This is a genomic window from Bacillus siamensis KCTC 13613, from assembly GCF_000262045.1.
GTDB classification, from domain to species: Bacteria; Bacillota; Bacilli; order Bacillales; family Bacillaceae; genus Bacillus; species Bacillus siamensis.
The window spans coordinates 174,196-197,498 of the sequence record NZ_AJVF01000040.1; the positions used below are offsets into that span (position 1 = coordinate 174,196).

Annotated in this window: 25 protein-coding genes; 13 read left to right on the forward strand and 12 right to left on the reverse strand. The window is 47.5% G+C overall.

Annotated features, from left to right (window positions below; translation table 11 throughout):
• Positions 1 to 38 precede the first annotated feature (38 nt).
• Both Y79_RS0114610 and Y79_RS0114615 read right to left on the reverse strand, forming a co-directional pair.
• Positions 39 to 1,541: a coproporphyrinogen III oxidase gene (locus Y79_RS0114610; protein ID WP_016938358.1), complete on the reverse strand. Its 1,503-nt coding sequence runs from the start codon at positions 1,539 to 1,541 to the stop codon at positions 39 to 41.
• 112 nt (positions 1,542 to 1,653) lie between these two features.
• Positions 1,654 to 2,520 carry a Cof-type HAD-IIB family hydrolase gene (locus Y79_RS0114615; RefSeq protein ID WP_016938359.1) on the reverse strand — a complete coding sequence of 289 codons (867 nt, stop codon included), beginning with the start codon at positions 2,518 to 2,520 and terminating at the stop codon, positions 1,654 to 1,656.
• Between the two features lie 369 nt (positions 2,521 to 2,889).
• On the opposite strand from Y79_RS0114615, the gene Y79_RS0114620 reads away from it, so the two are divergent.
• The gene (locus Y79_RS0114620; protein WP_016938360.1) at positions 2,890 to 4,029 is read left to right on the forward strand and encodes a DNA alkylation repair protein; all 1,140 of its coding nucleotides are present in this window, start codon (positions 2,890 to 2,892) and stop codon (positions 4,027 to 4,029) included.
• 37 nt (positions 4,030 to 4,066) lie between these two features.
• On the opposite strand, the gene Y79_RS0114625 is transcribed toward Y79_RS0114620, so the two are convergent.
• Positions 4,067 to 4,417 (reverse strand): YlbF/YmcA family competence regulator, encoded by a 351-nt coding sequence (locus tag Y79_RS0114625; RefSeq protein ID WP_016938361.1) that lies wholly within the window; start codon positions 4,415 to 4,417, stop codon positions 4,067 to 4,069.
• A gap of 85 nt (positions 4,418 to 4,502) precedes the next feature.
• Positions 4,503 to 5,636 (reverse strand): DUF445 domain-containing protein, encoded by a 1,134-nt coding sequence (locus Y79_RS0114630; protein ID WP_016938362.1) that lies wholly within the window; start codon positions 5,634 to 5,636, stop codon positions 4,503 to 4,505.
• Between the two features lie 237 nt (positions 5,637 to 5,873).
• Between Y79_RS0114630 and Y79_RS0114635 the strand changes: the two genes are divergently transcribed.
• From Y79_RS0114635 to Y79_RS0114660, 6 genes are all read left to right on the forward strand, one after another.
• Positions 5,874 to 6,965, forward strand: coding sequence for a YheC/YheD family endospore coat-associated protein (locus tag Y79_RS0114635; RefSeq protein WP_016938363.1), 1,092 nt, complete (start codon positions 5,874 to 5,876; stop codon positions 6,963 to 6,965).
• Positions 6,955 to 8,313 (forward strand): YheC/YheD family endospore coat-associated protein, encoded by a 1,359-nt coding sequence (locus tag Y79_RS0114640; RefSeq protein WP_016938364.1) that lies wholly within the window; start codon positions 6,955 to 6,957, stop codon positions 8,311 to 8,313. The genes Y79_RS0114635 and Y79_RS0114640 overlap by 11 nt, the downstream gene beginning before the upstream one ends.
• 83 nt (positions 8,314 to 8,396) lie before the next feature.
• A complete protein-coding gene (locus tag Y79_RS0114645; RefSeq protein ID WP_012117190.1) occupies positions 8,397 to 8,612 on the forward strand; it encodes a YheE family protein in 216 nt (71 codons plus the stop codon).
• A 224-nt stretch (positions 8,613 to 8,836) separates the two neighbouring features.
• The gene (locus Y79_RS0114650; protein WP_016938365.1) at positions 8,837 to 9,043 is read left to right on the forward strand and encodes an alpha/beta-type small acid-soluble spore protein; all 207 of its coding nucleotides are present in this window, start codon (positions 8,837 to 8,839) and stop codon (positions 9,041 to 9,043) included.
• A gap of 102 nt (positions 9,044 to 9,145) precedes the next feature.
• Positions 9,146 to 9,271, forward strand: coding sequence for a hypothetical protein (locus tag Y79_RS1000000121750; RefSeq protein WP_016938366.1), 126 nt, complete (start codon positions 9,146 to 9,148; stop codon positions 9,269 to 9,271).
• A 28-nt stretch (positions 9,272 to 9,299) separates the two neighbouring features.
• Positions 9,300 to 9,920 (forward strand): NAD(P)-dependent oxidoreductase, encoded by a 621-nt coding sequence (locus Y79_RS0114660; protein WP_016938367.1) that lies wholly within the window; start codon positions 9,300 to 9,302, stop codon positions 9,918 to 9,920.
• 40 nt (positions 9,921 to 9,960) lie between these two features.
• Here the strand turns inward: Y79_RS0114660 and bmrD are convergent, their stop codons facing one another.
• Both bmrD and bmrC read right to left on the reverse strand, forming a co-directional pair.
• Positions 9,961 to 11,982: a multidrug resistance ABC transporter ATP-binding protein/permease BmrD gene (gene bmrD / locus Y79_RS0114665; RefSeq protein WP_016938368.1), complete on the reverse strand. Its 2,022-nt coding sequence runs from the start codon at positions 11,980 to 11,982 to the stop codon at positions 9,961 to 9,963.
• Positions 11,979 to 13,736, reverse strand: a complete 1,758-nt coding sequence (gene bmrC, locus Y79_RS0114670) for a multidrug ABC transporter ATP-binding protein BmrC (RefSeq protein WP_016938369.1) — start codon at positions 13,734 to 13,736, stop codon at positions 11,979 to 11,981. Before bmrC ends, bmrD begins: the two co-directional genes overlap by 4 nt.
• A gap of 421 nt (positions 13,737 to 14,157) precedes the next feature.
• On the opposite strand from bmrC, the gene Y79_RS0114685 reads away from it, so the two are divergent.
• Positions 14,158 to 14,658, forward strand: a complete 501-nt coding sequence (locus tag Y79_RS0114685) for a universal stress protein (protein WP_016938372.1) — start codon at positions 14,158 to 14,160, stop codon at positions 14,656 to 14,658.
• Between the two features lie 38 nt (positions 14,659 to 14,696).
• Here the strand turns inward: Y79_RS0114685 and Y79_RS0114690 are convergent, their stop codons facing one another.
• Positions 14,697 to 15,248, reverse strand: coding sequence for a hypothetical protein (locus Y79_RS0114690; protein ID WP_016938373.1), 552 nt, complete (start codon positions 15,246 to 15,248; stop codon positions 14,697 to 14,699).
• 108 nt (positions 15,249 to 15,356) lie between these two features.
• On the opposite strand from Y79_RS0114690, the gene Y79_RS0114695 reads away from it, so the two are divergent.
• The gene (locus tag Y79_RS0114695; RefSeq protein WP_016938374.1) at positions 15,357 to 15,941 is read left to right on the forward strand and encodes a TetR/AcrR family transcriptional regulator; all 585 of its coding nucleotides are present in this window, start codon (positions 15,357 to 15,359) and stop codon (positions 15,939 to 15,941) included.
• A 40-nt stretch (positions 15,942 to 15,981) separates the two neighbouring features.
• Here Y79_RS0114695 and dat read toward each other — a convergent pair whose 3' ends face one another.
• On the reverse strand, positions 15,982 to 16,833 hold the full coding sequence (gene dat, locus Y79_RS0114700) for a D-amino-acid transaminase (RefSeq protein WP_016938375.1): 852 nt from the start codon (positions 16,831 to 16,833) through the stop codon (positions 15,982 to 15,984).
• A gap of 256 nt (positions 16,834 to 17,089) precedes the next feature.
• Between dat and Y79_RS0114705 the strand changes: the two genes are divergently transcribed.
• On the forward strand, positions 17,090 to 17,938 hold the full coding sequence (locus Y79_RS0114705) for a polysaccharide deacetylase family protein (protein WP_016938376.1): 849 nt from the start codon (positions 17,090 to 17,092) through the stop codon (positions 17,936 to 17,938).
• Between the two features lie 34 nt (positions 17,939 to 17,972).
• Here the strand turns inward: Y79_RS0114705 and Y79_RS0114710 are convergent, their stop codons facing one another.
• The 3 genes from Y79_RS0114710 to Y79_RS1000000121305 form a co-directional block, all read right to left on the reverse strand.
• Positions 17,973 to 18,704, reverse strand: coding sequence for an NAD-dependent protein deacylase (locus tag Y79_RS0114710; protein ID WP_395941028.1), 732 nt, complete (start codon positions 18,702 to 18,704; stop codon positions 17,973 to 17,975).
• A gap of 63 nt (positions 18,705 to 18,767) precedes the next feature.
• On the reverse strand, positions 18,768 to 19,883 hold the full coding sequence (locus Y79_RS0114715; RefSeq protein ID WP_016938378.1) for a mechanosensitive ion channel family protein: 1,116 nt from the start codon (positions 19,881 to 19,883) through the stop codon (positions 18,768 to 18,770).
• A gap of 164 nt (positions 19,884 to 20,047) precedes the next feature.
• Positions 20,048 to 20,152, reverse strand: coding sequence for a YhdX family protein (locus Y79_RS1000000121305; RefSeq protein WP_016938379.1), 105 nt, complete (start codon positions 20,150 to 20,152; stop codon positions 20,048 to 20,050).
• A 169-nt stretch (positions 20,153 to 20,321) separates the two neighbouring features.
• On the opposite strand from Y79_RS1000000121305, the gene Y79_RS0114725 reads away from it, so the two are divergent.
• From Y79_RS0114725 to crcB, 3 genes are read left to right on the forward strand one after another with little or no spacing between them, the layout of a single operon-like run.
• A complete protein-coding gene (locus tag Y79_RS0114725) occupies positions 20,322 to 21,032 on the forward strand; it encodes a glycerophosphodiester phosphodiesterase (protein WP_016938380.1) in 711 nt (236 codons plus the stop codon).
• A gap of 1 nt (position 21,033) precedes the next feature.
• On the forward strand, positions 21,034 to 21,429 hold the full coding sequence (locus Y79_RS0114730; RefSeq protein WP_016938381.1) for a fluoride efflux transporter FluC: 396 nt from the start codon (positions 21,034 to 21,036) through the stop codon (positions 21,427 to 21,429).
• Positions 21,426 to 21,785: a fluoride efflux transporter CrcB gene (gene crcB, locus Y79_RS0114735; protein ID WP_016938382.1), complete on the forward strand. Its 360-nt coding sequence runs from the start codon at positions 21,426 to 21,428 to the stop codon at positions 21,783 to 21,785. The genes Y79_RS0114730 and crcB overlap by 4 nt, the downstream gene beginning before the upstream one ends.
• A gap of 13 nt (positions 21,786 to 21,798) precedes the next feature.
• Here crcB and Y79_RS0114740 read toward each other — a convergent pair whose 3' ends face one another.
• Entirely contained in the window at positions 21,799 to 23,187 is a 1,389-nt protein-coding gene (locus tag Y79_RS0114740; protein ID WP_016938383.1) for a hemolysin family protein, read from the reverse strand.
• Positions 23,188 to 23,303 lie beyond the last annotated feature (116 nt).

The following is a 23,303-nucleotide window of genomic DNA, read 5'->3' on the forward strand; positions in this document are numbered from 1 at the left end:
TAAAAAAACGGCACGCTGATTCCGTGCCGTTTTTCATATTACAAAGCGGATTTGACGAACATCTCATCTAAGTATTTGATTTTCTCTTCTGTATAATGCTCGAATCGGTCATTATATGATTTCGGGTCTTTTGGATTGGCGAAGTGCGTGATTTTTCCGGTTTCCGGATGAATGAATTTGCTTGCCGCGCCGCAGCCGATACCGATAATCGTCTGCACTTCTTCCATAATCATAATGTTGTAGATGCTCTCCTGACCCGGGAAGGAGTAGCCGACATTTTCAAGATTTCCGAGAATGTTTTTCTGCCGGTACAGGTAGTACGGTTTATAGCCGTGCTCTTTTGTCCAGCGGACGGCGTCATCCATCATGCGGGATACTTCCTGCCTGTCGGCAACTTTATACTTATGCTTGTTTCTCGTCATTTCTGACGCCCGTTTGAAAGAAAGCGTGTGAACGGTCAAAGATTCAGGCATCAGCTTTTCCGTTTCATCAAGACTGTGCCTGAACTCACCCGTCCCTTCTCCCGGCAGGCCGATGATCAGGTCCATGTTGATGTTATTCATGCCGTGTTTGCGGGAAAGGCGGTACTTTTCAATGGTTTCTTCGACTGTATGATGTCTGCCGATGGCCTTAAGCGTTTCGTTTTCATAAGACTGCGGGTTGATGCTGATTCTGTCAATCTTATACTTATTTAAAACGGCAAGCTTTTCCTCCGTAATCGTGTCAGGACGGCCCGCTTCAACGGTAATCTCCCTGATATTTGCGACATCTGGGAAAGAACGGACCATTTCTTCATATAAAAGGTCCATTTCTTCAGCGGTAATGCTTGTCGGCGTACCGCCTCCGAAATAAATGGTCGTCACTTTGATATCATGCTGTTTCAGCCATTCGCCGATTTTTTGCATTTCATAGTGAAGCCCCCATAAAAAGGAGCCGACTCTGCCTGCCTGTCCTTGGATGGCATAGGCCGGAAACGTGCAGTAGGCGCACTTCGTCGGGCAGAACGGAATGCCGATATAAATGCTGACTTCATCTTTGACCCGGTACAGATCGGGAACCGCGGCGAGCTGGCGGTCGACAATCTCCTGCATCAGATTGATTTTTTCATCATGGATCAGATAATCTTTTTTCAGATCGGCATGCGCCTCTTCTTTTGTCAGGCCGCTTTGCAGCTTTTTATGAAGAAGTTTAGTAGGCCTGATTCCGGTCAGGATTCCCCATTTTTGCGTCATGCCCGTATGCGATTGAAGAAGATTTAAATAGACGTATGACAGCGTGTTTTTCACCTGTTTAAATACTTCTTTGTCGCTCCATCCGGCAAGAATCGGTTTCGTGTGATGCTCCCTTACGCCGGTTCCTTTGATTTCTCCCGATACTGACACGCTGTCTGCATCTTGAGAAATGGCAAGTGAGATGACGAGATCAGAGGGTTCCTCCGTTTCGGCGTATGCAAGAACACACTCCTCAAAAAATAAATTCGCGATGTTTTGCAGCGGACGATGCAGCCTGTCATCCGTTATGCCGTCTATTTTGATTTGCAATGTGATCACCTTATTTTTCAGATTCAAAACTTTCTTTAGTGTACAGAAAGAACAGGCTAAAATCAATCCGCGAAAAAGCCGCAGACCGGTGTTTCGCGTCTGCGGCTCTTTATTACGGCCGTTTCATGTGGAACTTATCGAGAAAGCCTTTGCGGTGCTGCATGCGGAAGTATTCCTTGATCATATAGGCGACGCCCTGTTCATCATTTGACCTTGTCACCCAATCCGCTTTTCTTTTTAATTCATTAGAGGAATTCCCCATCGCGACACCGAGGCCTGCCAGCTCGATCATCGGCAGATCATCTTCCTGATGGCCGATAGCCACGACCTCTTCCATTGAAAGCCCGAGTTCAGCTGCGACCATCGAAAGTCCGCTTTCTTTTGAAACCCCTTTAGGCACGATGTTCAGCTTTTCTTCGTTAACGCGGATCACGTCCACGGCCGGGAATGCTTTCACGATCGTATCTGTTATGTCAGCCTGCAATCCGTTTTCAGCATACACCTCAATGACGGGCGCGGAAACCGGTTCATCAAGGAGCAAATCACTTAATGATTCGACAAACTGAACCGGGTAAAAAATCGGGTCAGACGGATGAATCATCGTTTTCCCGACCAGATTGGAGTTCACTTTCTTCTTGTTTCCGATCGAATATTTTTCGTGCAGAAGCCGGATATTGCATTGATAGCTTTCCAGCACCTGGACAATATTAAACGTGTGATCTTCCGATATTTTCTTTTCGAAAAACGGCTCATCTATTTTTTCGGAAATGTATGCGCCGCTGTGGGTAACCAATTTTGCATTCAGTTTTAATATTTTCGCTACTTTTTGAGCGGAGCGAAAATGGCGGTTTGTGACCAGTGTGACGTAAATCCCTTTTTTCTTGACGTATTCGATGGCATCCTTTGTCGTCTGATGCAGTTTGCCGTTGGAGCGAAGAAGCGCTCCGTCTATATTTAACGCCAGCATTTGTTTTGACACAGAGAAGTCCCCCTCCTTGATGACTGTACTTGTCATTAGGATATGACCCTGTCTCTTTGTTTAGAACAACCTTTTCTCAGCAGCAAAAAAGCCTGCCTCAAGCAGACTTTGAACTGTCATTTGTGGGATACGATCGATTTGCTGCCTTCTCCCCAATGTGTATTTCTATATCAGGAACCCCTTATTTGACCGTTGATGCGCTCGTTTCACTTACTCTCTGTTGCTACCCCTTAACATAACAGGCAGTATAGGCGACCGTATCCTTGGACCTTCTGTAAGTGTAGGCGCTTTCAGGGTTATTATCACACGTTTACTGTTAAAAGACAAGGGTTTTTTTAACTAAAAAAATCAGAGGGCCATCTATGCTGAATGTATGATAAAGTTGAAAGAGAACATATATTCGCATATAATAAAAGAAAAAAAGCGGTGACTGTCATGTCTCTATTAAAAGATATTTATAACGAAGAATTTGCAGAAGCACTTCTGAACAGAATCAAATCGGCGCATCCGGCTTTTGAGCGGGACATGTGCCGGGCGCTGATGTTTCAGGAAGATTGGCCCGAACTGGCATTAAAACAGCGGATGCGCCGGATCACAGACTCTTTATATGAAACACTGCCGAAGGATTACATACGGGCGCTTGACGTCTTATATGAGACAGCTCCCCATTTCACAGGGCTCGCCGGGATTATTTTTCCCGATTATGTCCAACAGTACGGAACGGATCACTGGGAAGAATCAATGAAGGCGCTTCAGTTTTTCACTCGTTTTTCCACTTCCGAATTTGCGGTCCGCCCGTATATCAAGCTTGACCGGGAGCGGATGTTCAAAGAGTTCCTTTCCTGGACGGAGCATCCGGACGAACATGTCAGAAGGCTTGCCAGCGAAGGCTCAAGACCGCGCCTGCCGTGGGGAATCTCCATTCCGGCTCTTCTTGACGACCCTTCTCCGATTCTCCCTGTTCTGGACCGCTTGATGCAGGATGACTCGTTATATGTCAGAAAAAGCGTGGCAAATAACCTGAATGACATCTCCAAAACACATCCGGATCTTCTGGCACAGATCGCAGCCGATCGGTTCGGAAGCTGTCCGCACACGGATTGGATTTTGAAGCACGCCTGCAGGACACTGTTAAAAAGAGGAGACAAACAGGCGCTTGCGATTTTCGGGTTTGAAGACGCCTCCCGGATTTCATTGGAACGTTTTACACTGAATTCGGAAACGGCCGCCATCGGAACAAGCATATATTTTTCTTTTCAGATCCGCTCATCCGCCCGGCAAAAAGTCAGGGTTGAATACGCGATTGATTTTGTAAAGAAAAGGGGGCACCGCAGCCGCAAGGTGTTTAAGATGTCGGAGTCCGCCATGGATAACGGAGACGTAAAAGCCTTCAGCAAACATCATTCCCTTAAAGATTTAACCACCCGCAAGCATTATCGGGGAATTCACACTCTGTCTGTCATCATTAACGGAACGGTAAAAGGTTCGCTTGATTTTTCTGTTGAATAAAAAACCCCCTCCATTTCATAGATGGAGGGGGTGGAGCTTATTGCGGGTTTCCGTAAAGCTCTTCAAGAGGTTTCATGATAATTTTGTTTAACTCGCCGATCAGCATGCTCATGCGCTGTTCCGCCTCCATCAGCTGAGAAATCAAATCATGCTGCTGGACAAGAGCAACCGTTTTTTGCGCCTGCTCTACCTCTTCCTGAGTGATTTCTTCACCTGACATCTGTTTCTGCTGCAGCTGCAGCTGTACATTGCGGAAATTATCAAACATGCGTTTTGCGGATTCATCTGCGTTTACTTGATCATAAAGCCCTCTTAAACGGCTGTATTCATCACTGTTACGCAAAGCTTTTTCAAGATCATATGCTGCATCATAAAAATGAACTGCCATAGTAACCGCTCCTTTCTTCCTTTCAGACATACCACTCCACTATAACAGACTGCGGAGCGACTTTCATCCTCGGCCGATGTTTTCCTTAGAAAAGAATGACAAACAAAGCTTGGATTGCTCCGATGATCCCGCCGAGCAGACCGCCTAAATACGTAATCATCTTAAATTCTCTCTTGGAAATCGACAGCACCATTTCCTCGAGCCGCTCAACCGGAAACTGATCAACCTGCTCTTTGACCACTTCCTCAAGACGAAGGCGTTTAAGCACATCTTCCAAATGAGCGGCAATACTGCCGAGCGCTGCATCAAGCAGCTTCGGCGCATACGTTCCCGTAATCTCCCCTTCATAGCGGGAGATGATGTCACCGAGCCGGCCCTCAAAAAAGGGTGCGGTTTGAAGCGCGGCCAAAGCCCGTTTTTTCAGGCTGAACAGCAGATCTTTCGCATTCCACTTTTCGTCGGCCTCATAAAGTGTATAAGATTTGAGCTTGCCCCATTCTTGAGAAAGCAGATCAGTCAGAAGCTTTTTTGTTTCATCGTTGTGCAAAAACTTTAACAGCTCAGGCAGCACACGGTCTGCCAGACTTGAATTACCGAGGAACATCTGCACCATGCTGCCGAGCATCCCCCGTGCATTCAAAAAGTCGTCGATCATATTGCCGAGTCTGTCTTTGCCTTCTTCACTTTCAAAATAATCAATGCTCCGCTTCAGGATATAATCGGCGGCCATCGGAACTTTTTCATCCAGCTGTTTCTGCAGCTCATCAGGAAGCCAGTCCTTTATGGCGCGGTGTTCATATTTCCGGTACAGTTCCGAAAGCTTTTCATCTGTAAAACGGTCAATCCAGGCATCCGTTTTTTCCTGAGGATTCCGGATGCCTGCGGCGGCCAGAGCTTCCTGCACCGTCATATCGGAAGCGGCCATTTTTTGCGTGAATTGTTCGGCGAACACAAGCGCCTGGTTTTTAACGGTATCTGACAAAAGCCGCTTTTTTATGCCTTCCGGAGTTAACAGATGGTTCGTCACCATGAGCCCCATCTGTTTTGCCAATTCGTCCCGTCTTTTCGGGATCAGCCCCGGGGTAAACGGAATCCGTTTTCCGAACAGGTAATACGGACGGTACGGACGAAATAACATCTGAATGGCAAGGTGATTTGTCACCGCACCGATCGCGGCTCCGATCACAATCATAAATATAAACGTTCCTGCTATGCCCATTCCTTTTCTTCTGCCTCCATCTTATGTTCTATTTTTCTAGATGATATATCTATTCGTATTATAGAGGCTGGCGTGAATGCGGGCAAATGAAGAACCTGAATTGTTGTTTCTCAGGAATAAGGCAAGATGCTGTTTCGTACTCTTTACAGTAGATCATCTTTTATGCTGCGCTTGACATGTCTATTGGATGGAAGGGCCGTTTCATCAGCGGCTTTTGAATAAAGGGGGAGTAACAACATGACAACACTCGGTTTTATGTCCGTATCCCGCCGGCACGAAGAAGATTTCGCCGGTGAACTGGCTGAAAGAGCGCCAGAGTACAATGTGCGCTTTGCCCGATTTACACCGTTTGATATTTATCCGGATTCTTTACGCGTGAAAGCGCTCGTGTATCATCCGAAAAGCGGAAAATGGAACGAAACGGAAATTGATATTCCCGAATTTATTTACGACCGCTGTTTTTACGGAAAATCTGCTGAAGCTCAAAAAGCCAAACCGATCGTCGAATGGCTGAAAAAATATCCGAAAACGGAATTTATCGGCCGCGGGCTTCCTGATAAATGGACGGTCACGAATGCGCTCCAAGAGCATCACCTGATCAGTCCCTATATTCCTGAAACGGTCGAAGTCAGCCGTTATGAAGAGGTGCAATCATACTTAGCGAAAGAAAAAGCATGTATACTTAAGCCCGCTTTCGGCGCGGGAGGAAGAGGCATCATCCTCCTTAAAGCAGGGAAAAAATCAATTTCAGCCACTTACTATATCGGGAAAAACAAGCAGACAAAAACGTTTTCCAACCACGTGTCTTTTAAGTCCTGGTGCAAAAAAGTGCTGCAGCACCGTTATTTGCTTCAAGCCTACTTAAATATTCAGGATAAGGAACAGCACCCGTGCGACATCCGCATTTTCATGCGCAAAAATGAGTCAGGGGCTTGGGAAACGGTCGGAAAAGCGATTCGAAGAGGTTATCAGAACGGTCTTTTATCTCATTTGCGGGGAGGGTCCGAGCCGCTTAAATTTGACACCTGGTTTGAGGAAATTCCGAAAAAGCAGCAGGCCGTTTTATTGGATGATGTCTTTTCCATCACCCAGTCCGTCCCTTATTTTCTTGATGAACAATTCGGACCGCTGTTTGAGCTGGGGCTCGATATTTGTTATGCCAAAGACGGGCGCATCTGGCTTTTGGATGTCAATTCAAAACCGGGACGGAACGCCATTTTAAGCGTGGCTCCCGAGGCGAAAGAGGATTTGTACACCAGTCCGCTGAAACGCTTCCGCGATCTTCAGTCACAGGAAAACCGGAAAGGAGCACTTCCGCGTGAATCATAAAGGGATGATGGTCGGCATCGATAAAAAAAGCAAAAATACGCTGTATCTCCCCTCCGCCATGAAACGGGAAGGGATTTTATCCGCTGCCTTCGGGACCAAGGTTGTCAAATGCCGTGTGGCCTTTTCTCAATCTCTTGAAAAAAGCGCGCTCCTTTCTGAAGATTTATTTGAGGAGCTGATGATACCGCATAAAAGCCGGGCTGATTTTCTCATCCACGGCCAGACGGTGCATATCGGACCGCTGATCGGCGTTTTTACAGCAGGGTTCACATCATCGGCGCAGCGCCCGTTCAGAGACCGCACCTCCTTCTTTTCCAAGCTGCTCTCCCTTCACGAGCAGGCGAACGGATATTGTTTCGTTTTCGGGGCACATCAGATCAACTGGGAAGAAGGCACAGTCCAGGCGCTGATTTATAAAGAAAACAGCTGGAAACGGGCAGACGTCCCGCTTCCGAATGTTGTATATGACAGGCTCCCGAGCCGAAAAACGGAAAAGGTTCCTCTTTTACAGCAGACAAAATATAGGCTGATGAATGACTATCAGATTCCCTGGTTTAATCCGCAATTCTTTAATAAATGGGACATTCACAAGCTTCTGAAAAAAAACAGTCTCACCGCTTCTCTCCTGCCAAAATCAATCCTGCAGCCGAATGCAGAAGCGATAGAGACGTTATGCAGCACGTTTGACACCGTATTTATCAAGCCTGCAGACGGCACACTCGGAACGGGAATTTACAAGCTGGAAAAAACAGACGCCGGCTTCTCAGTCAAATACACGAATGAGGAAAAAACGGTGGTGACGGCAGATTATGCAGATGCGGCATCCTTCATGAAATCATTTGAAGAAAACAATGACCCGTCCGCTTTTTTATTGCAGCAAGGCATTGACCTGATCCGGCTTGACGGGCGCCCCGTCGATTTCAGAGTGCATACGAACAAAAATGCCGAGGGAAAATGGACAGTGACGGCGATCGCAGCAAAAATTTCCGGCAGAAACAGCATTACAACGCATCTGGCAAACGGCGGGGAAGTCAGAACGTTAGCTGAATTATACGGCGATCCGAAAGAGAGAGTCGGCATGATCCGGAAGCTTTCGAAAGCCGCCTTAGCGGTCAGCCGTGTGTTAAATGAACATATTGAAGGCTTTATCGGCGAAATCGGTTTTGACCTCGGCGTTGATGAGGCGGGGAAAGTTTGGATGTTTGAGGCCAACTCCCGCCCCGGGCGGAGCATTTTCTCGCATCCGAAGCTGAGATCAGTCGATTACCTCACAAAACGGAGAAATTTTGAATACGCGTCATATTTATCAGAACGGTCCATTACCGCCCCGGAAAAACTTTGGCGGTGAGGCCGCCTTTTTTTCGTTGACCCGGGACAGGCACAGAACTTATGAGCTACAATGAACAGGATCAACATTTCCCGATAAGGAGCGTGAACGTCATGATTTCGCACTTCAGCTGGAAACCGTTATTCAAAAAAGAGAAACTGCCCGGATGGCGGATTTCGTTTTACTGGCAGGGTACGCATTACGAAGGAATTTACCACAAGTCCGGAGACATTGAATGGGGACACACACATCCTGGGAAAGAAGAGCCGGCTCTCGTAAAAGAGCTGCATGAATTAATGCTTTATCACATATATGACTGAAAGCTAAAAGCTCAGCCTCAAAAGGCTGGGCTTTTCTTTTTCCTTCCGCTATTTACCACCCGGTTTTCCGAATGAGATGCCTTATGATTCACCATAATACGTAGTACAAAGCGGCAAACACCATTGGGTGAAGCCGAGCTGGCAATGGTTTTCATTCCGGAAACCATCAGCTGGTGCAATTCCAGCAAACCCAACCATACTACTTTATAAAGGAGATCATACAAATGGCAAACAACAACTCTTCAAACCAACTTTTAGTACCTGGCGCTGCTCAAGCAATCGACCAAATGAAATACGAAATTGCTTCTGAGTTCGGCGTAAACCTTGGCGGAGAAACAACTTCCCGTGCAAACGGTTCTGTCGGAGGAGAAATCACTAAACGTTTAGTATCTTTCGCGCAGCAGCACATGGGCGGACAAGGCGTACAATAACTCAATAAATGGCTTACAGAAGGCGCGGGATACCGCGTCTTCTTTTTATTGCCGTCACCCTTTTTCCTATTCCACATACCCTAGGAAAAAAGGAGGGAAAACATGTCATTCATTGCCTCAGTCAATTGGGAGCTGTTTCAGTTCGTAACGGTTTCTTTGGTCAATGAATATGTTGCCCACCATCTCCCCTTTATTCACAGGTATTCTTTTCCCCGCTGCTTTGAATGATATAATGAGCGGCGAGGAGGTTTTTTACATGAATATCGCTTTACTCGGAGCAACAGGAAGAGTCGGACAGGCTTTTATAAAAGAAGCGCAGAAACACGGACACATTGAGATATTCGCTCTTGTCAGATCTGCCGGAACGGCCCTTCCCATTTCTGAAAAACATATCATAACAGGGAATGCCAGACGGCGGGAGGATATCGGCCGATTGATTTCTAAAGCGGACACAGTCGTGAGCTGTCTCGGCACGGACGGTGACGATACCCTTTCAGCAGCTATGATCCATATAATTAACAGCATGAAACAGCATCATGTTCAGCGTCTGATTACGATCGGAACCGCGGGTATCCTTCAATCACGGCTTATGCCTGACAAATACCGTTTTGAATCGTCAGAATCAAAACGAAAATCAACAAGAGCCGCAAAGGAACACGCCCGCGTATACGAGATGCTTCTGGCAGAGGATATTGACTGGACGATCATCTGCCCCACCTATCTTCCTGGCGGAGAAGCTGCCGGAGTTTACCGGTTCGAACAAGATCAGCTTCCTGAAGGCGGGACTGAAATCACCGTCGGAGACACGGCGCATTTTCTTTACCGTGAACTGATGAACCCGCAGTTTGTCAGAAAACGGGTGGGACTGGCTTACTAAATTGAAAAAGGGCGAATCTTTTGATTCACCCTCCTCCTGATTACACCGCGGACTGCGCCGTTCCTTTCTGCAATTCATACATTTGATGGTACTGCCCCTTTTGCGCCATTAATTCGTCATGGCTTCCTTTTTCAATGATGCGCCCCTTTTCCAAAACGAGAATCTGGTCTGCGTGTCTGATCGTGGAAAGCCGGTGGGCGATAATAAATGTCGTGCGCCCTTCTTGCACCACGTGCAGCGCTTTTTGAATGATTGCTTCTGTTTCGGTGTCAATGTGCGCCGTCGCCTCATCCAAAATTAAAATGGCAGGATCGAACGCGAGCGCCCTTGCAAAAGAAATCAGCTGGCGCTGGCCTGAAGACAGTGTTCCGCCTTTTTCCGTGACGGGCTCCATGATGCCCTTCGGCAAGGATTTCAGAAGGCCTGCGGCGCCGACTTGCCGAAGCGCTTCTTCAGCCTGCTGCAGGGAAATACGCTGATCATCGAGGGTCACATTGGAGCCGATCGTTCCAGAGAAAAGATACGGATCTTGAAGCACGATCCCCATATGCGATCTCAGCTCCTGTCTTGACATGCCGTATATGCTTTTTCCGTCCAGCAGGATATCGCCTTTTTCGGCATCATAAAAACGGAACAGAAGATTCAGGATGGAGCTTTTGCCGGAACCCGTATGGCCGACGAGGGCGACCGTCTCGCCTTTTTCAGCTGTAAAGCTGATGTGTTTCAGCACCTCTTCTCCCTTTCGATACCCAAAAGAAACATCGCGGAATTCCACAGTCCCTTCCGCCTTTCTGTCTGCGGGAGCGCCTGTTTCTTCCGTTTCCTCCTCCTGTAAAAGCTCAAATACCCTGCCCGCGGACACACGAGCCAATTCAAGCTTTGAAAATTGGTTAACAATCCCCGTAACCGGCTGGAACAAACGGTTTAAATAATCAACAAACGCATATAAAACGCCGATCGAAACAATTCCGGCCGCACTCAGACTCGCGCCTCCGAAATACCAGATCAGCCCGACAAACGCCACATTGCGCAACACATTGACAAGACTGTGGGACATGAGGGAATTTAAAGACAGCATTTTGTTCTTATAGCGGAAATGAGCTTCATTCAATTCTTCAAATTCCTTCATCGTTTCCTTCTCGCGGCGAAACGCCTGAATAATCGGCATCCCTTGAATGGACTCATTCATTTTTGCATTGATGTCACTGTTAATGGAACGGATTTTTTGGTTGAAGACGGATGCGTATTTGCGGTACACAACCGACCAGATCATTAAGATCGGAATAATCAAAAGGCAGACGGCGGCCAGTCTGACATCAAGCATAAACAGCGCCGTAAAAATACCGAGCATGTAGACGCCGCTTGTGATAAACGTAGACAGCACCGTTACATATAAATCTCTGACCGCTTCTGTGTCATTCGTAATGCGGGCCACGACTTTTCCGGCAGGCAGATTATCAAAGTAGCGGATCGGCATTTTCTGAATGTGTGAAAATACATCCTGCCTCATACGCTGTATGATTCGGTTCGCTCCCATCTGCAGCAGGTAATGCTGGCCGTAATGAAAGCACACGGAAAACATGAGCAGTCCCGCGTAAATGGCGGTCAACGTCAGCAGCCCTTTTATTTCCGGACGGTAAAATTGAAAAATTTCCTGTTTGGATAACGCAATAGCGGGATATGACCTGCTTTCTTTACCGTTTGATATTGTCAGCCGGCCGTCAGTCACCGAACGGTTTCCGTCAAAACTGACGGGACCCTCAACAAAATAGTAGGCCGCACCGACTTGATAAATATGTGCCTCTCCGGTTTTCTCCGCCCCCGGTTTGAGCCGGTCCTCCCTGACATAATCATGCCCTCTGAACCTGACGGCGTCCGGATCGTCCCCAGAGGCTTTAACCCATGTTTTTTCAACGCCGAGAATATGGTCGTCAATCATTTTTTTTCCGATAAACGGTCCGGTCAGCTCAGTGCCGACCGCAATAATGAGCAGAACGACCGCCCATATCAGCAGCTTTTTGTATTGAAGCGCGTAATTCCATAATCTTCTTCCGGTCTTCATGCGCCCGTCCCCCCTTCTTCAAGAGAGGGCAGCTGCTGCCTCTCATATTGTTCGCGATACCAGCCATTCTTCGCCAACAGCTCCTGATGCGTGCCTCTTTCAGACACCCGCCCTTCATCCATGACGAGAATGAGATCTGCGTGTTCAACTGCCGAGAGCCGGTGAGTAGTGATAATCGTTGTTTTATGCCGCCTTTTTTTACGGATGCTGTCAATGATGGCAGCTTCCGTTTTCGCGTCTACCGCAGAAAGCGAATCATCTAATATGAGAATGTCCGGATCTGTCAAAAGCGCTCTCGCAATTGAGATGCGCTGTTTTTGTCCGCCGGAGAGCGCTACCCCCTTCTCGCCGACAAGCGTCTCAAGCCCTTCTGAAAGCATGCCGATATCTTGTTTAAAATGCGCATCCTTCAGCGCGCTGCCGATTTCCTCTTCGGTTGCGTCCTGCCGACCGTAAAGCAGATTTTCCTTCACCGTCTTTGAAAATAAAATATGATCCTGCGGCACATAGCCGATCCACCCTCGGAGCTTCTCAAGCGGAATCTCCTGAATCGGAACGCCTGTAAACGTGATGGCTCCCGCACCGGGCGGATATTCACGCAGCAGCTGCTTAATGATCGTCGTCTTTCCGCTTCCCGTTTTTCCGACAATGCCGAGTGTCTGCCCTTTTTCAACGGAAAATGATACATCGGAAACAGCCGGTCCCGCTCCGCTCGGGTACGTAAAAGTCACTTGTTCAAAAACAAGACGCCCGGGCTCCTTAATATCGGCGGGCTGCTTGGGCCCTGTCACATCAGGCTCATAGGAAAGGGTCTCATTGACACGGTCTAAGGAGGCATTGCCGCGCTGCATGATATTGATTAATTCTCCGATCGCAAACATCGGCCAGATCATCATTCCGAGATACACGTTAAACGATACCAGCTCTCCCAGCGTCAGCCGGTTTTGAAAAACGAGATAGGCGCCGTAGCCGAGACCGATGAGATAGCTGAGTCCGACAAGAAGTTTCACAGTCGGTTCAAAGAGTGAATCGATAAACGCCACCTTCATGTTTTTCTCGTATACATCCGCCGTCATATCACCGAAACGGCTGACATCATTTTTTTCCTGCACAAAAGCCCGAATGACCCGCACGCCGGATACCGACTCCAGCACCTTGTCATTTAATGATCCGAAAGCATCCTGCGCTTCCGTAAACCGCTCATGGATCTTTTTTCCGTACAGACTGACCGCAGCCGCCATAATCGGCAGCGGGATAATCGCGGCAAATGTCAGCTTCCAGCTGATGAGGAGCCCCATTGTCAAAAATATCGTCAGCATATACATCGTCGAATCGACGAGTGTTAGGACCCCGAAGCCCGTCGTCATACTGACGGCCTGCAAATCATTCGTCCCCCGCGCCATTAAATCGCCCGTTCTGTATTTCTCAAAAAACGGCGGTGACATTTGAAGAAGCCTTCCCATCAGTTTTGATCGGAGAATTTTCTCCATGACATTCGCCCCGCCGAAAAGCTGGTACATCCAAAAATAGGACAGCAAATAAACGGCTGCCGTTAAAGCGAGAAACACACATATGTAAAACAGCATCCCGCTTTTCGTAAACACGCCCGCCTTCATATCGTCTATTGCGTTGCCGAGAAGTTTCGGCGGGAACATTTCAATGACATTCACAATCAATAACAGAACAATCGCTGTCGTATAGCGCAGCCAATAGGCTTTAAAAAACCAAGCGAGCTTTTTTAATACAGTAAACAAATACCGTCATCCCCTTTCATGAATCAGCCGCCATCAAGTTTTTCCGGATTGTTTTTCATTGTTTTCGCTAATACCGCCACATGCATCACACCTGTCTTTCCTTCATTTTTTTGTATAAAAAAAGACATGAAGCGTCAGCTCCATGCCTCTTATTATTATAAATAAGGTACAGACCCGCCTGTTATGCGCGACTGCACCGTTTTTAAGCAAATGTTCAGAAAACGGAAGATGTATGGCAGTTACGCCGATATTCAGCTGAAGATGATTTGACAAGCTTTAATGCTGACATGATCCATACCTCCTTTTTTCCTATATTATTCCTTTATCATATAAACGAATCCTTTTTTTGTCAATACAGGTTTTAGATTTCTTCCGTACGGGTATCGTTTTGTAAACCTTTTTTACTGAAAGGATGAGGCCGATGTTTCACGCGGACCGGTTGATTGCAGCTTTTGACGGAAGTCATGATAGCAAGAAAGCGCTTCAAAAAGCGATAGACCTTGCAAAAACATTTCACGCGAATTTAACGGTCGTGCATTCTCACAATGCAAAAGATACCCAGACGATTGTCGATCCCCCGAGGCCGGGAGCCGGCGCCACGTATATCGGCGGCGGGATTGCAAGCGTTCCCGACCCGCTTCAAGCGGAAAGAATCCCCCCTGACCCGATGATTTATGAAGACCGTACGGAAGAAATCATTGCCGAAGCGAGAATGCTGATGAACGACAGCCAGATTGACGGGGATATCGACATTTTAGAAGGTGATCCCGCTGATGCCATTATCGAACATGCCGACCGCATATCGGCGGATCTGATCGTCATGGGGAGCAGGGACCAGAACAGGCTGAAAAAACTTTTATTCGGAAGCGTCAGTGAAAAGCTGTCATCAAAATCCGACATTCCGGTGCTGATCGTAAAATAATCCTTTCTGTACAGCAGCTTAATCAAAAGCTGCTTTTTTTAAAGCTCCCGGCTGTTTCCTCTTTTTTTCGGCATTACAAAAAAACTCGCCATGATCAAAAAATCAATGCACAGCACGACAGACCAGCCCTTCAACAGCCTGCTGAGCGCTTCGGTGCGGGAAGCGTCCTGAATGAGAAATACCGTTCCGGCTAAAAGAACGCCGCCGATGACAAATGCTAATACATGTCTTCCCCATCCTTTTGCATAATGTTTGGCATAATCCAGTCCGTACCGCTTGACCGGTTTTGCCCCTTCCTTTACGACATAATAGCGGAAACGCTCATCCGCCCATTGAATCATGCTTTTTCCGAAGGCGACAGACACTCCGATATAAACGGCCGCCACTGCATGCGCCATAGTCGCTGTCGCCCCTCTGTATAAATCAGCTGCAGCCGCCGCAAACAATACGGCATCAAGTAAAGGAATGAGAGCGAAAAAAAACATTCCGAGCTTTTGCCGCCTGAATAAATACCGCGCCGCCAATCCGAAGATAACAGCCGCCCAAAAAGCAGCCTCACAAATGACAATCAACCAAGCAATCGCGTTCAATCCGGTTCCCCCTTATCGTTTTCTAAAATGCATTGTAACACCTCTTTTTATTTAATACAATTGTATTATAAAATTGCAAGAAATATTTTTTCCTGTTACACTGGAGACATGCCTAAAATCATCGATCATGAAAAAAGAAGAAAACAAATAGCCGAAGCCACTTGGCGGACGATTTTGGAGCGGGGCATGGAAGGAGCGACAGTGAGAAACATCGCCCGGGAAGCGGGTCTTTCTTTAGGCGCGCTGAGGCACTATTTCACCACTCAGGACGAACTTTTAGGGTATGCGATGACCCTCGTAAAAGAAAAAGCGGCCGCCAGAATTAACGAAGTTGCCATGAAAGATCTGCCGCCGAAAGAAAAAGCGGTGCGTCTGATGCTTGAAATCATCCCGACAGATGAAGAAACGATGGCTGAAATGGAGGTATGGTTCGCTTTCACAGCTTATGCCAGACATAAGGGAGAAGAGTTTCATCCCCAGCATGACGGGATCTTGGCATATATACGAGGTCTGATTGACTGGCTGGATGATAATAAGCATCTGAAACCAAATCTTGATAAAGAGACAGAAGCGGAGAAATTGTATGCCATTGCCGACGGATTGGCGCTGCATGCACTGCTTGAACCTGAGCGTCTTTCAAAAGAGAAAATCTCCCGCGTGCTCGTTCAGCATGTCGAGTCTCTTTTTATCTGACAGAAGCAAAAAGGCCGGATTGTTTCCGGCCTTTTTTCGTTTATGACTGAACGCCGATCTCCTGCTGAATGCTCAATTGAAAAGCCTCTTGAATCGTTTTGGCTACAGGACCCGGCACACCGCTGCCGACCGGTTTTCCGTCAAGGGTTACGATCGGGATTAGTTCAGAGGTTGTCGACGAGATGAAAATTTCATCCGCGTTTCTGAGTTCGTCTTCAGTAAGGGGCTTCTCCCGCACCTCAATCCCGTTTTCTTTCATCAGCCCTAAAAGTTTCATCCGCGTAATGCCGTTTAAAATCAGCTCATTTGCAGGATGCGTCCGGACGGTGCCGTTTATGACGGCGTATACATTGGAAGAGGTTCCTTCCGTGACCGCTCCGTCCCTTATCAGCACCGCTTCATAAGCGCCTGCTTCATAGGCTTTTTGTTTTACCATCACATTATACAGTAAATTCAGACTCTTAATGTCACACCTCAGCCAGCGCTTGTCTTCGGCCGTTATGGCCTGCGCCCCTGCTTTTTGTTCATTTTCCGGTTTTTTCACTGAAAAGGTGTATGCTGTTGTCTGCGGCTCCAATCCTTCGTCATACTGGTGCTTCCGGGGCGCCTTCCCTCTCGTCGTCTGAATATAGACCCCGCCGTCAATGAGTTTGTTTTCCTGTACGAGCTTTTGGAGATCCCATTCTATGTCTTCTGCGGAGAACGGCAGGGTGATGCCGATTTCTGCGGCGCTTCTGAAAAGACGGCCGATATGCTCATGCAGACCGAATAAAACGCCGTTGTATACTCTGATGACTTCATACACACCGTCACCGAATTGATATCCGCGATCCTCAATATCAACTGCGGCTTTTTCACGATCAATCAACTGGCCGTTTACCAATGTCTTCATGTAAACCCTCCTCATCGTTATCTGCCGTGATGCGGATTCTCAGCTGTTATTGTCAACTATTCTATCATATTGAACAAGCAGGCAGCGGAGTTTATTTTTTTCTTAAAATCTTATTATTCGACATATTTTCTATGTCTTTTCCAGTTTTGTTCCTGTATACTTGATTCGACATACATATGCTGTTAACTTTTGGCACTATGCAAGCCTCTGCTGTTATCGGCATTATGAAGAAATTTATGCTACTGGAGAGATTGTTATGCGCAAGACAAAAGAAGGTGCTTCCCCTTCTCTGTTTTCATTAGCTTTTAAACTTACGAGTTTAGCAGTTTTGTGCGGACTGCTTCTGGTAATCGTCATAATGGGTTATTCCGCTTCCGCCGCAAAAAATAAACAGGTCACCGTGACTGCAAACGGGCAGCTTCGAGATGAAACAGAAAGCCTGCGGCTGAAAAACGATTCTCCCGACATCCTGCTTAAACATTTGCAGAAAGAGCGGGACACGGGAAAAAAAACGGTATATTTAACCTTTGACGACGGGCCGTCTCCTTATACTGAACAGCTGTTGAATGTATTGAAGGCAAATGGCGCAAAGGCCACTTTTTTTATGCTTGAACCGCGGATGAAAGCCTATAGACATTCCGTGCAAAGAGCGAATCAGGAAGGAATCGCGCTCGGCCTGCATGGCGTGACGCACGATAATCACCTGTTTTATCAAACACCGACATCGCCGCTGAAAGAAATGCAGCAGGGACGTGATACGCTCCAGGCCATCACGGGAGTGAAAACGGATCTTGTCCGCACGCCTTACGGCAGCAAACCGTCATTGACAGACACCCAGATCAAACATCTCGAAAGAGGCGGCTTCGTGTACTGGGACTGGACGATTGACAGTGAGGACTGGAAATACAAAAATGCCCGGTACGTGCCGGAAGTATTGAATCAGCTCGCATATTTGGAAAGCGTCCATACGAGCAGGCCGCATGTCATTTTAATGCACGATCTGCCTGCGACCGTGCATGCTTTGCCGAGCCTGATCCAAAAACTGAAAGCCCAAGGCTACTCCTTTGATATTCTGACGGACCAGATGATTCCCGTCCATGAATAAGAAAAAGCCGGATCTGTATATGATCCGGCTTTTTTTATATCGCGGCGCTGATCCGCTTTGCAAATTCACCGATCTTCTCATGGATGACAAGATCAAATAAATGGTCGCAATATGTCGGCTCAAGATTAATGATCACCTGCTTCAAACCGGGAATCCGGCTCGCATCCTCTGGGACAAACCTTGCCGGCGCCACCTCAAGCGAAGTGCCGATCACAAGAAGGAGATCAGCTTGATCAAGCTTTTCATAAAGGGTTTCAAAATGCTGGACGAGATCGCCGAAAAGTACGACATCCGTCTTTAATACAGTGCCGCAAACCGCATGATCTCCGGTTTCCGCCGTACATTCCGGAACTTCTTCCTTCAGCAGATGAGAAAGCCCGTAGCGCGCTCCGCAGCGGGGGCATGCGGCGGTCTGAATTGAACCGTGAAGCTCATAGACACTGCTGCTTCCCGCTTTCTTATGCAGCCCGTCAATATTCTGCGTGAAAATGTCTACCTGCTTTCCCCGCTTTTCAAGGTCTGCCAAATACTTATGGCCGGCATTCGGTTCATAGCTTCCGCTCATTTTCATCTGAAACAGCTGTTTGAATTTGGGCCAGAAGTCACGCGGACGGCGTTCAAAGTATTCCCTGCTCATCGCTTCCATTCTGGAGGTGTCTTCGGTCCATATACCGCCCGCGGAACGAAAATCTGGAATGCCGGATTCCGTGCTCATTCCCGCTCCCGTCAGCACCGCGATACGTTCAGCCTGATTGATCAATGTCATAAACGCTTCCACTCTTCCACCGCCTTTTCTTTTTATCATATCATGAAAAAAGAACGGCGCCTGTTATGCCCGTTCTTTTTCTCCGGAATGATCCTTCACATGAACCGGATCATCGTGGCTTTTCTGTTTTACGAATACATTCTGGCCCGGATAGGCGAATTCCACGCCTTCCTCCGCAAAAATATCAATAATCCGGCGGTTGATATCCTGCCGCACGTCCAGGCTTTCCGCCCAAACGATGGTCTTAGTGTAAAAGTTGAAAAAAAGATTGTAATAGCTGTCCGCAAACACGTCAAAGTTAACCATAATCGTATCATCATGCACGCCTTCATGTTCACGAAGCATTTCTCTGAGCCTCGTGATGCACCGCTCTAAACGATCAATCGGCGTCGCATAAGAGACACGAACGGAAAACGTGATCTGCCGCTTCGTCATTCTCGTCCAGTTTGTGATGGCTTCCATCGACAGCGTTGAATTGGGCACAGTGACGAGCGCCCCCTGCGCAGTCCGGAACCTTGTGCTTCGGAATGTGATATCTTCTACGCCCCCCGTCACAGATGACGTCTCGACCCAGTCGCCGATCGTAAACGGCTTCTCCGTAATGATGATTATGCCGCCGAAAAAATTGCTGATCGTATCTTTAGCCGCAAGCGCGAACGCCAATCCGCCTAGTCCGAGTCCGGCCACAAACCCATTTACATCATAATTGAATTCCTGTGCGATCACGCTGACGCTGAGTGCGAGAATGACAAAGCGAAGCACCTTGGATAAAAACGGCGCCAAAATGTCATCCATATCAAGCTCAAAGCGCTGATTGACTTTATGAAATAAAAAGGAAGACGCCGATGTCAGATTGCAAAGCCCCCAGGCGATCAGCGCTATGATCAGAGAGCGGTACATTTTTTTGACAATGTCCATCTGCCCGTCTAAAAACGGCGAATACTCAATCGCTAAAAACAGCCCCAGCGCAACGAAAAACCACCTGGCCGGCTTATCAAACGCTACGGCAATCTGTTTGAATATATCGGTTTTCGGTTTGTTCGCCAATTTGTAAACAAGCTGGAAAAAGTATTTGACAAACAGCTTTCTCAAAATGAGAAAAGCCGCTAAAATCCCAATGCTGATACAGATCTGCAAAATATGGTCAAGAGTAAAAAAGCTCTTAAAATGTGTCACCATGGCATATACTCCTTTGTCTTGTCGAAAATCCATTATACTAAAACATTCGGACATCAGCTTCTTTTAATGTCTTTATGAAAGCCTGAAAAACCCCGGCAGCAGAACACAGCCGGGGTTTTTCACAAATTCGTTCATCTTTCAGCCAGATACAACAGGGGCAGGCACTATTTCTTCTTCGATTGTGTCTGATTCAGGAGAGTCGCTTTTTGGATCTCAGCATCGGTTTCGGCTTTAATTCTTTCCTCCACTTTCAATCTCCCTTTTCCCATGATCTCGCCTCCTTTTTGCCATTATAAATCATCACTGCGGAATGTAAACCGAAAAAAGCACTATCTTTTTTCCAAAAAAATACTGTTTCGCACATTCACCAGTTTGAATCGCTGTGCATATATGAATTTGATATAATAACAGAAATGCCCATGAGGGGAGCTGACAAGCTTGTATACCATCGCTCATCGCGGCGCATCCGGTTATGCGCCCGAAAATACATTTGCGGCATTTGATATCGCTGCCGAAATGAATGCTGATTTCATTGAGCTTGACGTCCAGCTCACAAAAGACGGACACATTGTCGTCATACATGATGACAGAGTCGACCGGACGACGGACGGCTCTGGTTTTGTAAAAGATTTCACGCTGAAGCAGCTGCAGTCCCTGGACGCCGGCAGCTGGTACGGGGCTGAGTTTAAAGGGGAACGGATTCCCCTGCTCGAAGAGGTCTTGAAGCGTTACCATTCTAAAATCGGATTTTTAATTGAACTGAAAGGGCACGCTTCTCAAGTCGGTCTTGAAAAAGCAGTCGGCCGGCTGTTAAGCAGGTTTTCCATGCATCATATCGTTCAATCTTTCAGCCTGAAGTCGATTCAGGCCTTTCATGATATGTATCCGTCGGTTCCGACTGCAATTATTGCCAGGCCCAGTTTCGGAAGGTTTTCCAGAAGCCAGCTGAACGCCTACAAATCAGCCGTACATTATGTCAATATTAAATATACCCGCCTGAATCGGTTCTTGATTTCCACCGCTCACAAACACGGTCTGAAAGTATTTGCCTGGACGGTCAGAAATCAAAAGACGGCCGAAAAGCTGCAAATGATGGAAGTTGACGGCATTGTAACTGATTTTCCGGATTTTATTTCTAAGGATGGCTGATATGAAACAATACATCGCAATTTTTATCGGAGGGGCGCTCGGCGCTTTGCTCCGCTTTGAAATGAGCACACACATTCACAGCCGGTCATTCCCGGCGGCTGCTTTCCTCGAAAACGCGGCGGGAAGCCTTTTACTCGGCCTTATCACGGGTTATTTTCTCATTCGGGCTAAACGTCCTCTCCTGACCGCCTTTTTCGGAACCGGTTTTTGCGGAGGTTTCACGACGATGTCCACCTTCGCAAAAGAAACCGTCTTTTTGCTGCAATCGTCTCCATCAGCGGCTTTTTGTTATGCTGCCGCGACTTTATTCGCCGGTCTTGCCCTTGCATACGCCGGCATTTTCTGGGGACGGCGGATTGCTCTTCGCGTCGCGGGAAGGGAGCATGATACGCCATGACGATTGTCTTGATGCTCATTGCAGCGGGAATCGGAGCGGTATTACGGTTTCTGCTGGGGCAAACCGTTTCAGAAAGGACAAAGGGTTTGCCGATTCCGCTTGGAATGGCTGTTGTCAACCTGCTCGGCTCCTTCGGCCTCGGCATGTTCACCGGATTGGGTCTGGATAATCCTTCAGCCGGCATCATCATTGCGACAGGCTTTTTCGGTGCGTTTACGACCTTTTCCACCTTCAGTATTGAAGCCGTGCAGCTGATGATGAACAACCGCATAAAGGAAAGCCTGCTTTACATCGCAGTTTCAGCAGCCGGAAGCCTTTTGGTGTTCTGGTGCGGCTTCATTATCATTTCCATTTAAAAAAACCTTGAGCTTATTTTTCGCTCAAGGTTGCGTTATGAAGCATGACCGTTTCAGGCACGGGCAGCGGGCGGTTTATTGTCCCCTGACCGCCCGGGCGGCCCTGTTCTTCTTTTAATTCAAGCTGCTTAATAAACCGGCCGTCCATTTCTAAGATAAGGGCAGTGTATCCCCCAATCTGTATCGACTCACCCGCACAAATATCAATATTCCGCTTCAGCACAAGGCCGCCGATCGTGTCGACTTCCTCTTCAATCTCTGCGCCGAGCAGAAGATTCACCTGATCGATCCGAACCTTTCCGTCCAGGACATAATGACGTTCGGACAGCTTTTGAATCAGCGGCTGTTCATCTTCATCAAATTCGTCTCTGATATCCCCGACGATTTCTTCAAGGATGTCTTCGGTCGTCACAAGACCGGACGTCCCGCCGTATTCATCAGACAATATCGCCAGATGAATCCGCTCTCTCTGCATTTTTATCAGCAGGTCGTGTATCGGAATCGTCTCAATGACTTCAATGACCGGGCGGACGTAAGACGTGATGGATACTTCCGCTTTTTCATCTTCTGTCATAAACAGCAGATCTGAAAAAAGATGCTTCGTATTGATCATGCCGATGACGCTGTCTTTGTCCCCGTCTGTTACGGGCCATCGCGTATACTTGTCTTTCAGCATCATATCAAGCATTTCCGGTACGGTCATATCAGTGGAAACAGCGGCGATTTCTTTTCTCGGAATCATGATTTCCCTGGCGATCCGATTATCAAATTCAAAAATTTTATTCACAAATGTATATTCGGACGGATTGATTTCTCCGTTTTTTAAACTTTCTGACATCAGGATCCGCAGCTCTTCTTCAGAATGGGAGCCTTCATGCTCAGATGCCGGCTTTAATCCGGCCAGACCGGTTAAAATCCTCGCGGAGCCGTTTAAGACCCAAATAAACGGGAACATGAACACGTAAAATAACCGAAGCGGCCCGGCAATCCATAGCGTCAGCTTTTCCGCTTTTTGAATCGCAACCGTTTTAGGCGCAAGCTCACCGACGACGACATGTAAAAACGTAATCAGCCCGTACGCCGCAGCAAAAGCAATCACATGCTCAGCAGAATCCGGCAGCCCCATACTCTGTAACACAGGATGAAGCATCCGCTCAAATGCAGGCTCTCCCAGTACGCCGAGCCCAATAGAAGTCAGTGTAATGCCGAGCTGCGAGGCGGATAAATACTCATCAAGATCCATAATGATACGCTTTGCGAGCACTGCCCGTCTGTTCCCTTCTGAGATGAGCTGATCGATTCTGGATCTCCTCACTCTGACGATCGCAAATTCACTCGCCACGAAAAACGCCGTTAACGCAATGAGCACACCGATTAAAATCAAACTGTCAATATCGTCCATTTCACCTTATCCCGAATTGAAGGATAAGGACGTCACCTCCTGATTTCATCGTTTTTTCTTAAGCGAGAGGAACGAAATGGGCGATTGACTACACAGAGGGCCCCATCCTGCCACCT

Coding starts and splice junctions, on each gene's coding strand:
- Y79_RS0114620 (WP_016938360.1), top strand. CDS start 2,890: ATGTATGATAAAGTTGAAAGAGAACATATATTCGCATATAATAAAAGA.
- Y79_RS0114625 (WP_016938361.1), bottom strand. CDS start 4,417: ATGGCAGTTCATTTTTATGATGCAGCATATGATCTTGAAAAAGCTTTG.
- Y79_RS0114630 (WP_016938362.1), bottom strand. CDS start 5,636: ATGGGCATAGCAGGAACGTTTATATTTATGATTGTGATCGGAGCCGCG.
- Y79_RS0114635 (WP_016938363.1), top strand. CDS start 5,874: ATGACAACACTCGGTTTTATGTCCGTATCCCGCCGGCACGAAGAAGAT.
- Y79_RS0114650 (WP_016938365.1), top strand. CDS start 8,837: ATGGCAAACAACAACTCTTCAAACCAACTTTTAGTACCTGGCGCTGCT.
- Y79_RS1000000121750 (WP_016938366.1), top strand. CDS start 9,146: ATGTCATTCATTGCCTCAGTCAATTGGGAGCTGTTTCAGTTCGTAACG.
- Y79_RS0114660 (WP_016938367.1), top strand. CDS start 9,300: ATGAATATCGCTTTACTCGGAGCAACAGGAAGAGTCGGACAGGCTTTT.
- bmrD (WP_016938368.1), bottom strand. CDS start 11,982: ATGAAGACCGGAAGAAGATTATGGAATTACGCGCTTCAATACAAAAAG.
- Y79_RS0114685 (WP_016938372.1), top strand. CDS start 14,158: ATGTTTCACGCGGACCGGTTGATTGCAGCTTTTGACGGAAGTCATGAT.
- Y79_RS0114695 (WP_016938374.1), top strand. CDS start 15,357: ATGCCTAAAATCATCGATCATGAAAAAAGAAGAAAACAAATAGCCGAA.
- dat (WP_016938375.1), bottom strand. CDS start 16,833: ATGAAGACATTGGTAAACGGCCAGTTGATTGATCGTGAAAAAGCCGCA.
- Y79_RS0114705 (WP_016938376.1), top strand. CDS start 17,090: ATGCGCAAGACAAAAGAAGGTGCTTCCCCTTCTCTGTTTTCATTAGCT.
- Y79_RS0114710 (WP_395941028.1), bottom strand. CDS start 18,704: ATGACATTGATCAATCAGGCTGAACGTATCGCGGTGCTGACGGGAGCG.
- Y79_RS0114715 (WP_016938378.1), bottom strand. CDS start 19,883: ATGGTGACACATTTTAAGAGCTTTTTTACTCTTGACCATATTTTGCAG.
- Y79_RS1000000121305 (WP_016938379.1), bottom strand. CDS start 20,152: ATGGGAAAAGGGAGATTGAAAGTGGAGGAAAGAATTAAAGCCGAAACC.
- Y79_RS0114730 (WP_016938381.1), top strand. CDS start 21,034: ATGAAACAATACATCGCAATTTTTATCGGAGGGGCGCTCGGCGCTTTG.
- crcB (WP_016938382.1), top strand. CDS start 21,426: ATGACGATTGTCTTGATGCTCATTGCAGCGGGAATCGGAGCGGTATTA.
- Y79_RS0114740 (WP_016938383.1), bottom strand. CDS start 23,187: ATGGACGATATTGACAGTTTGATTTTAATCGGTGTGCTCATTGCGTTA.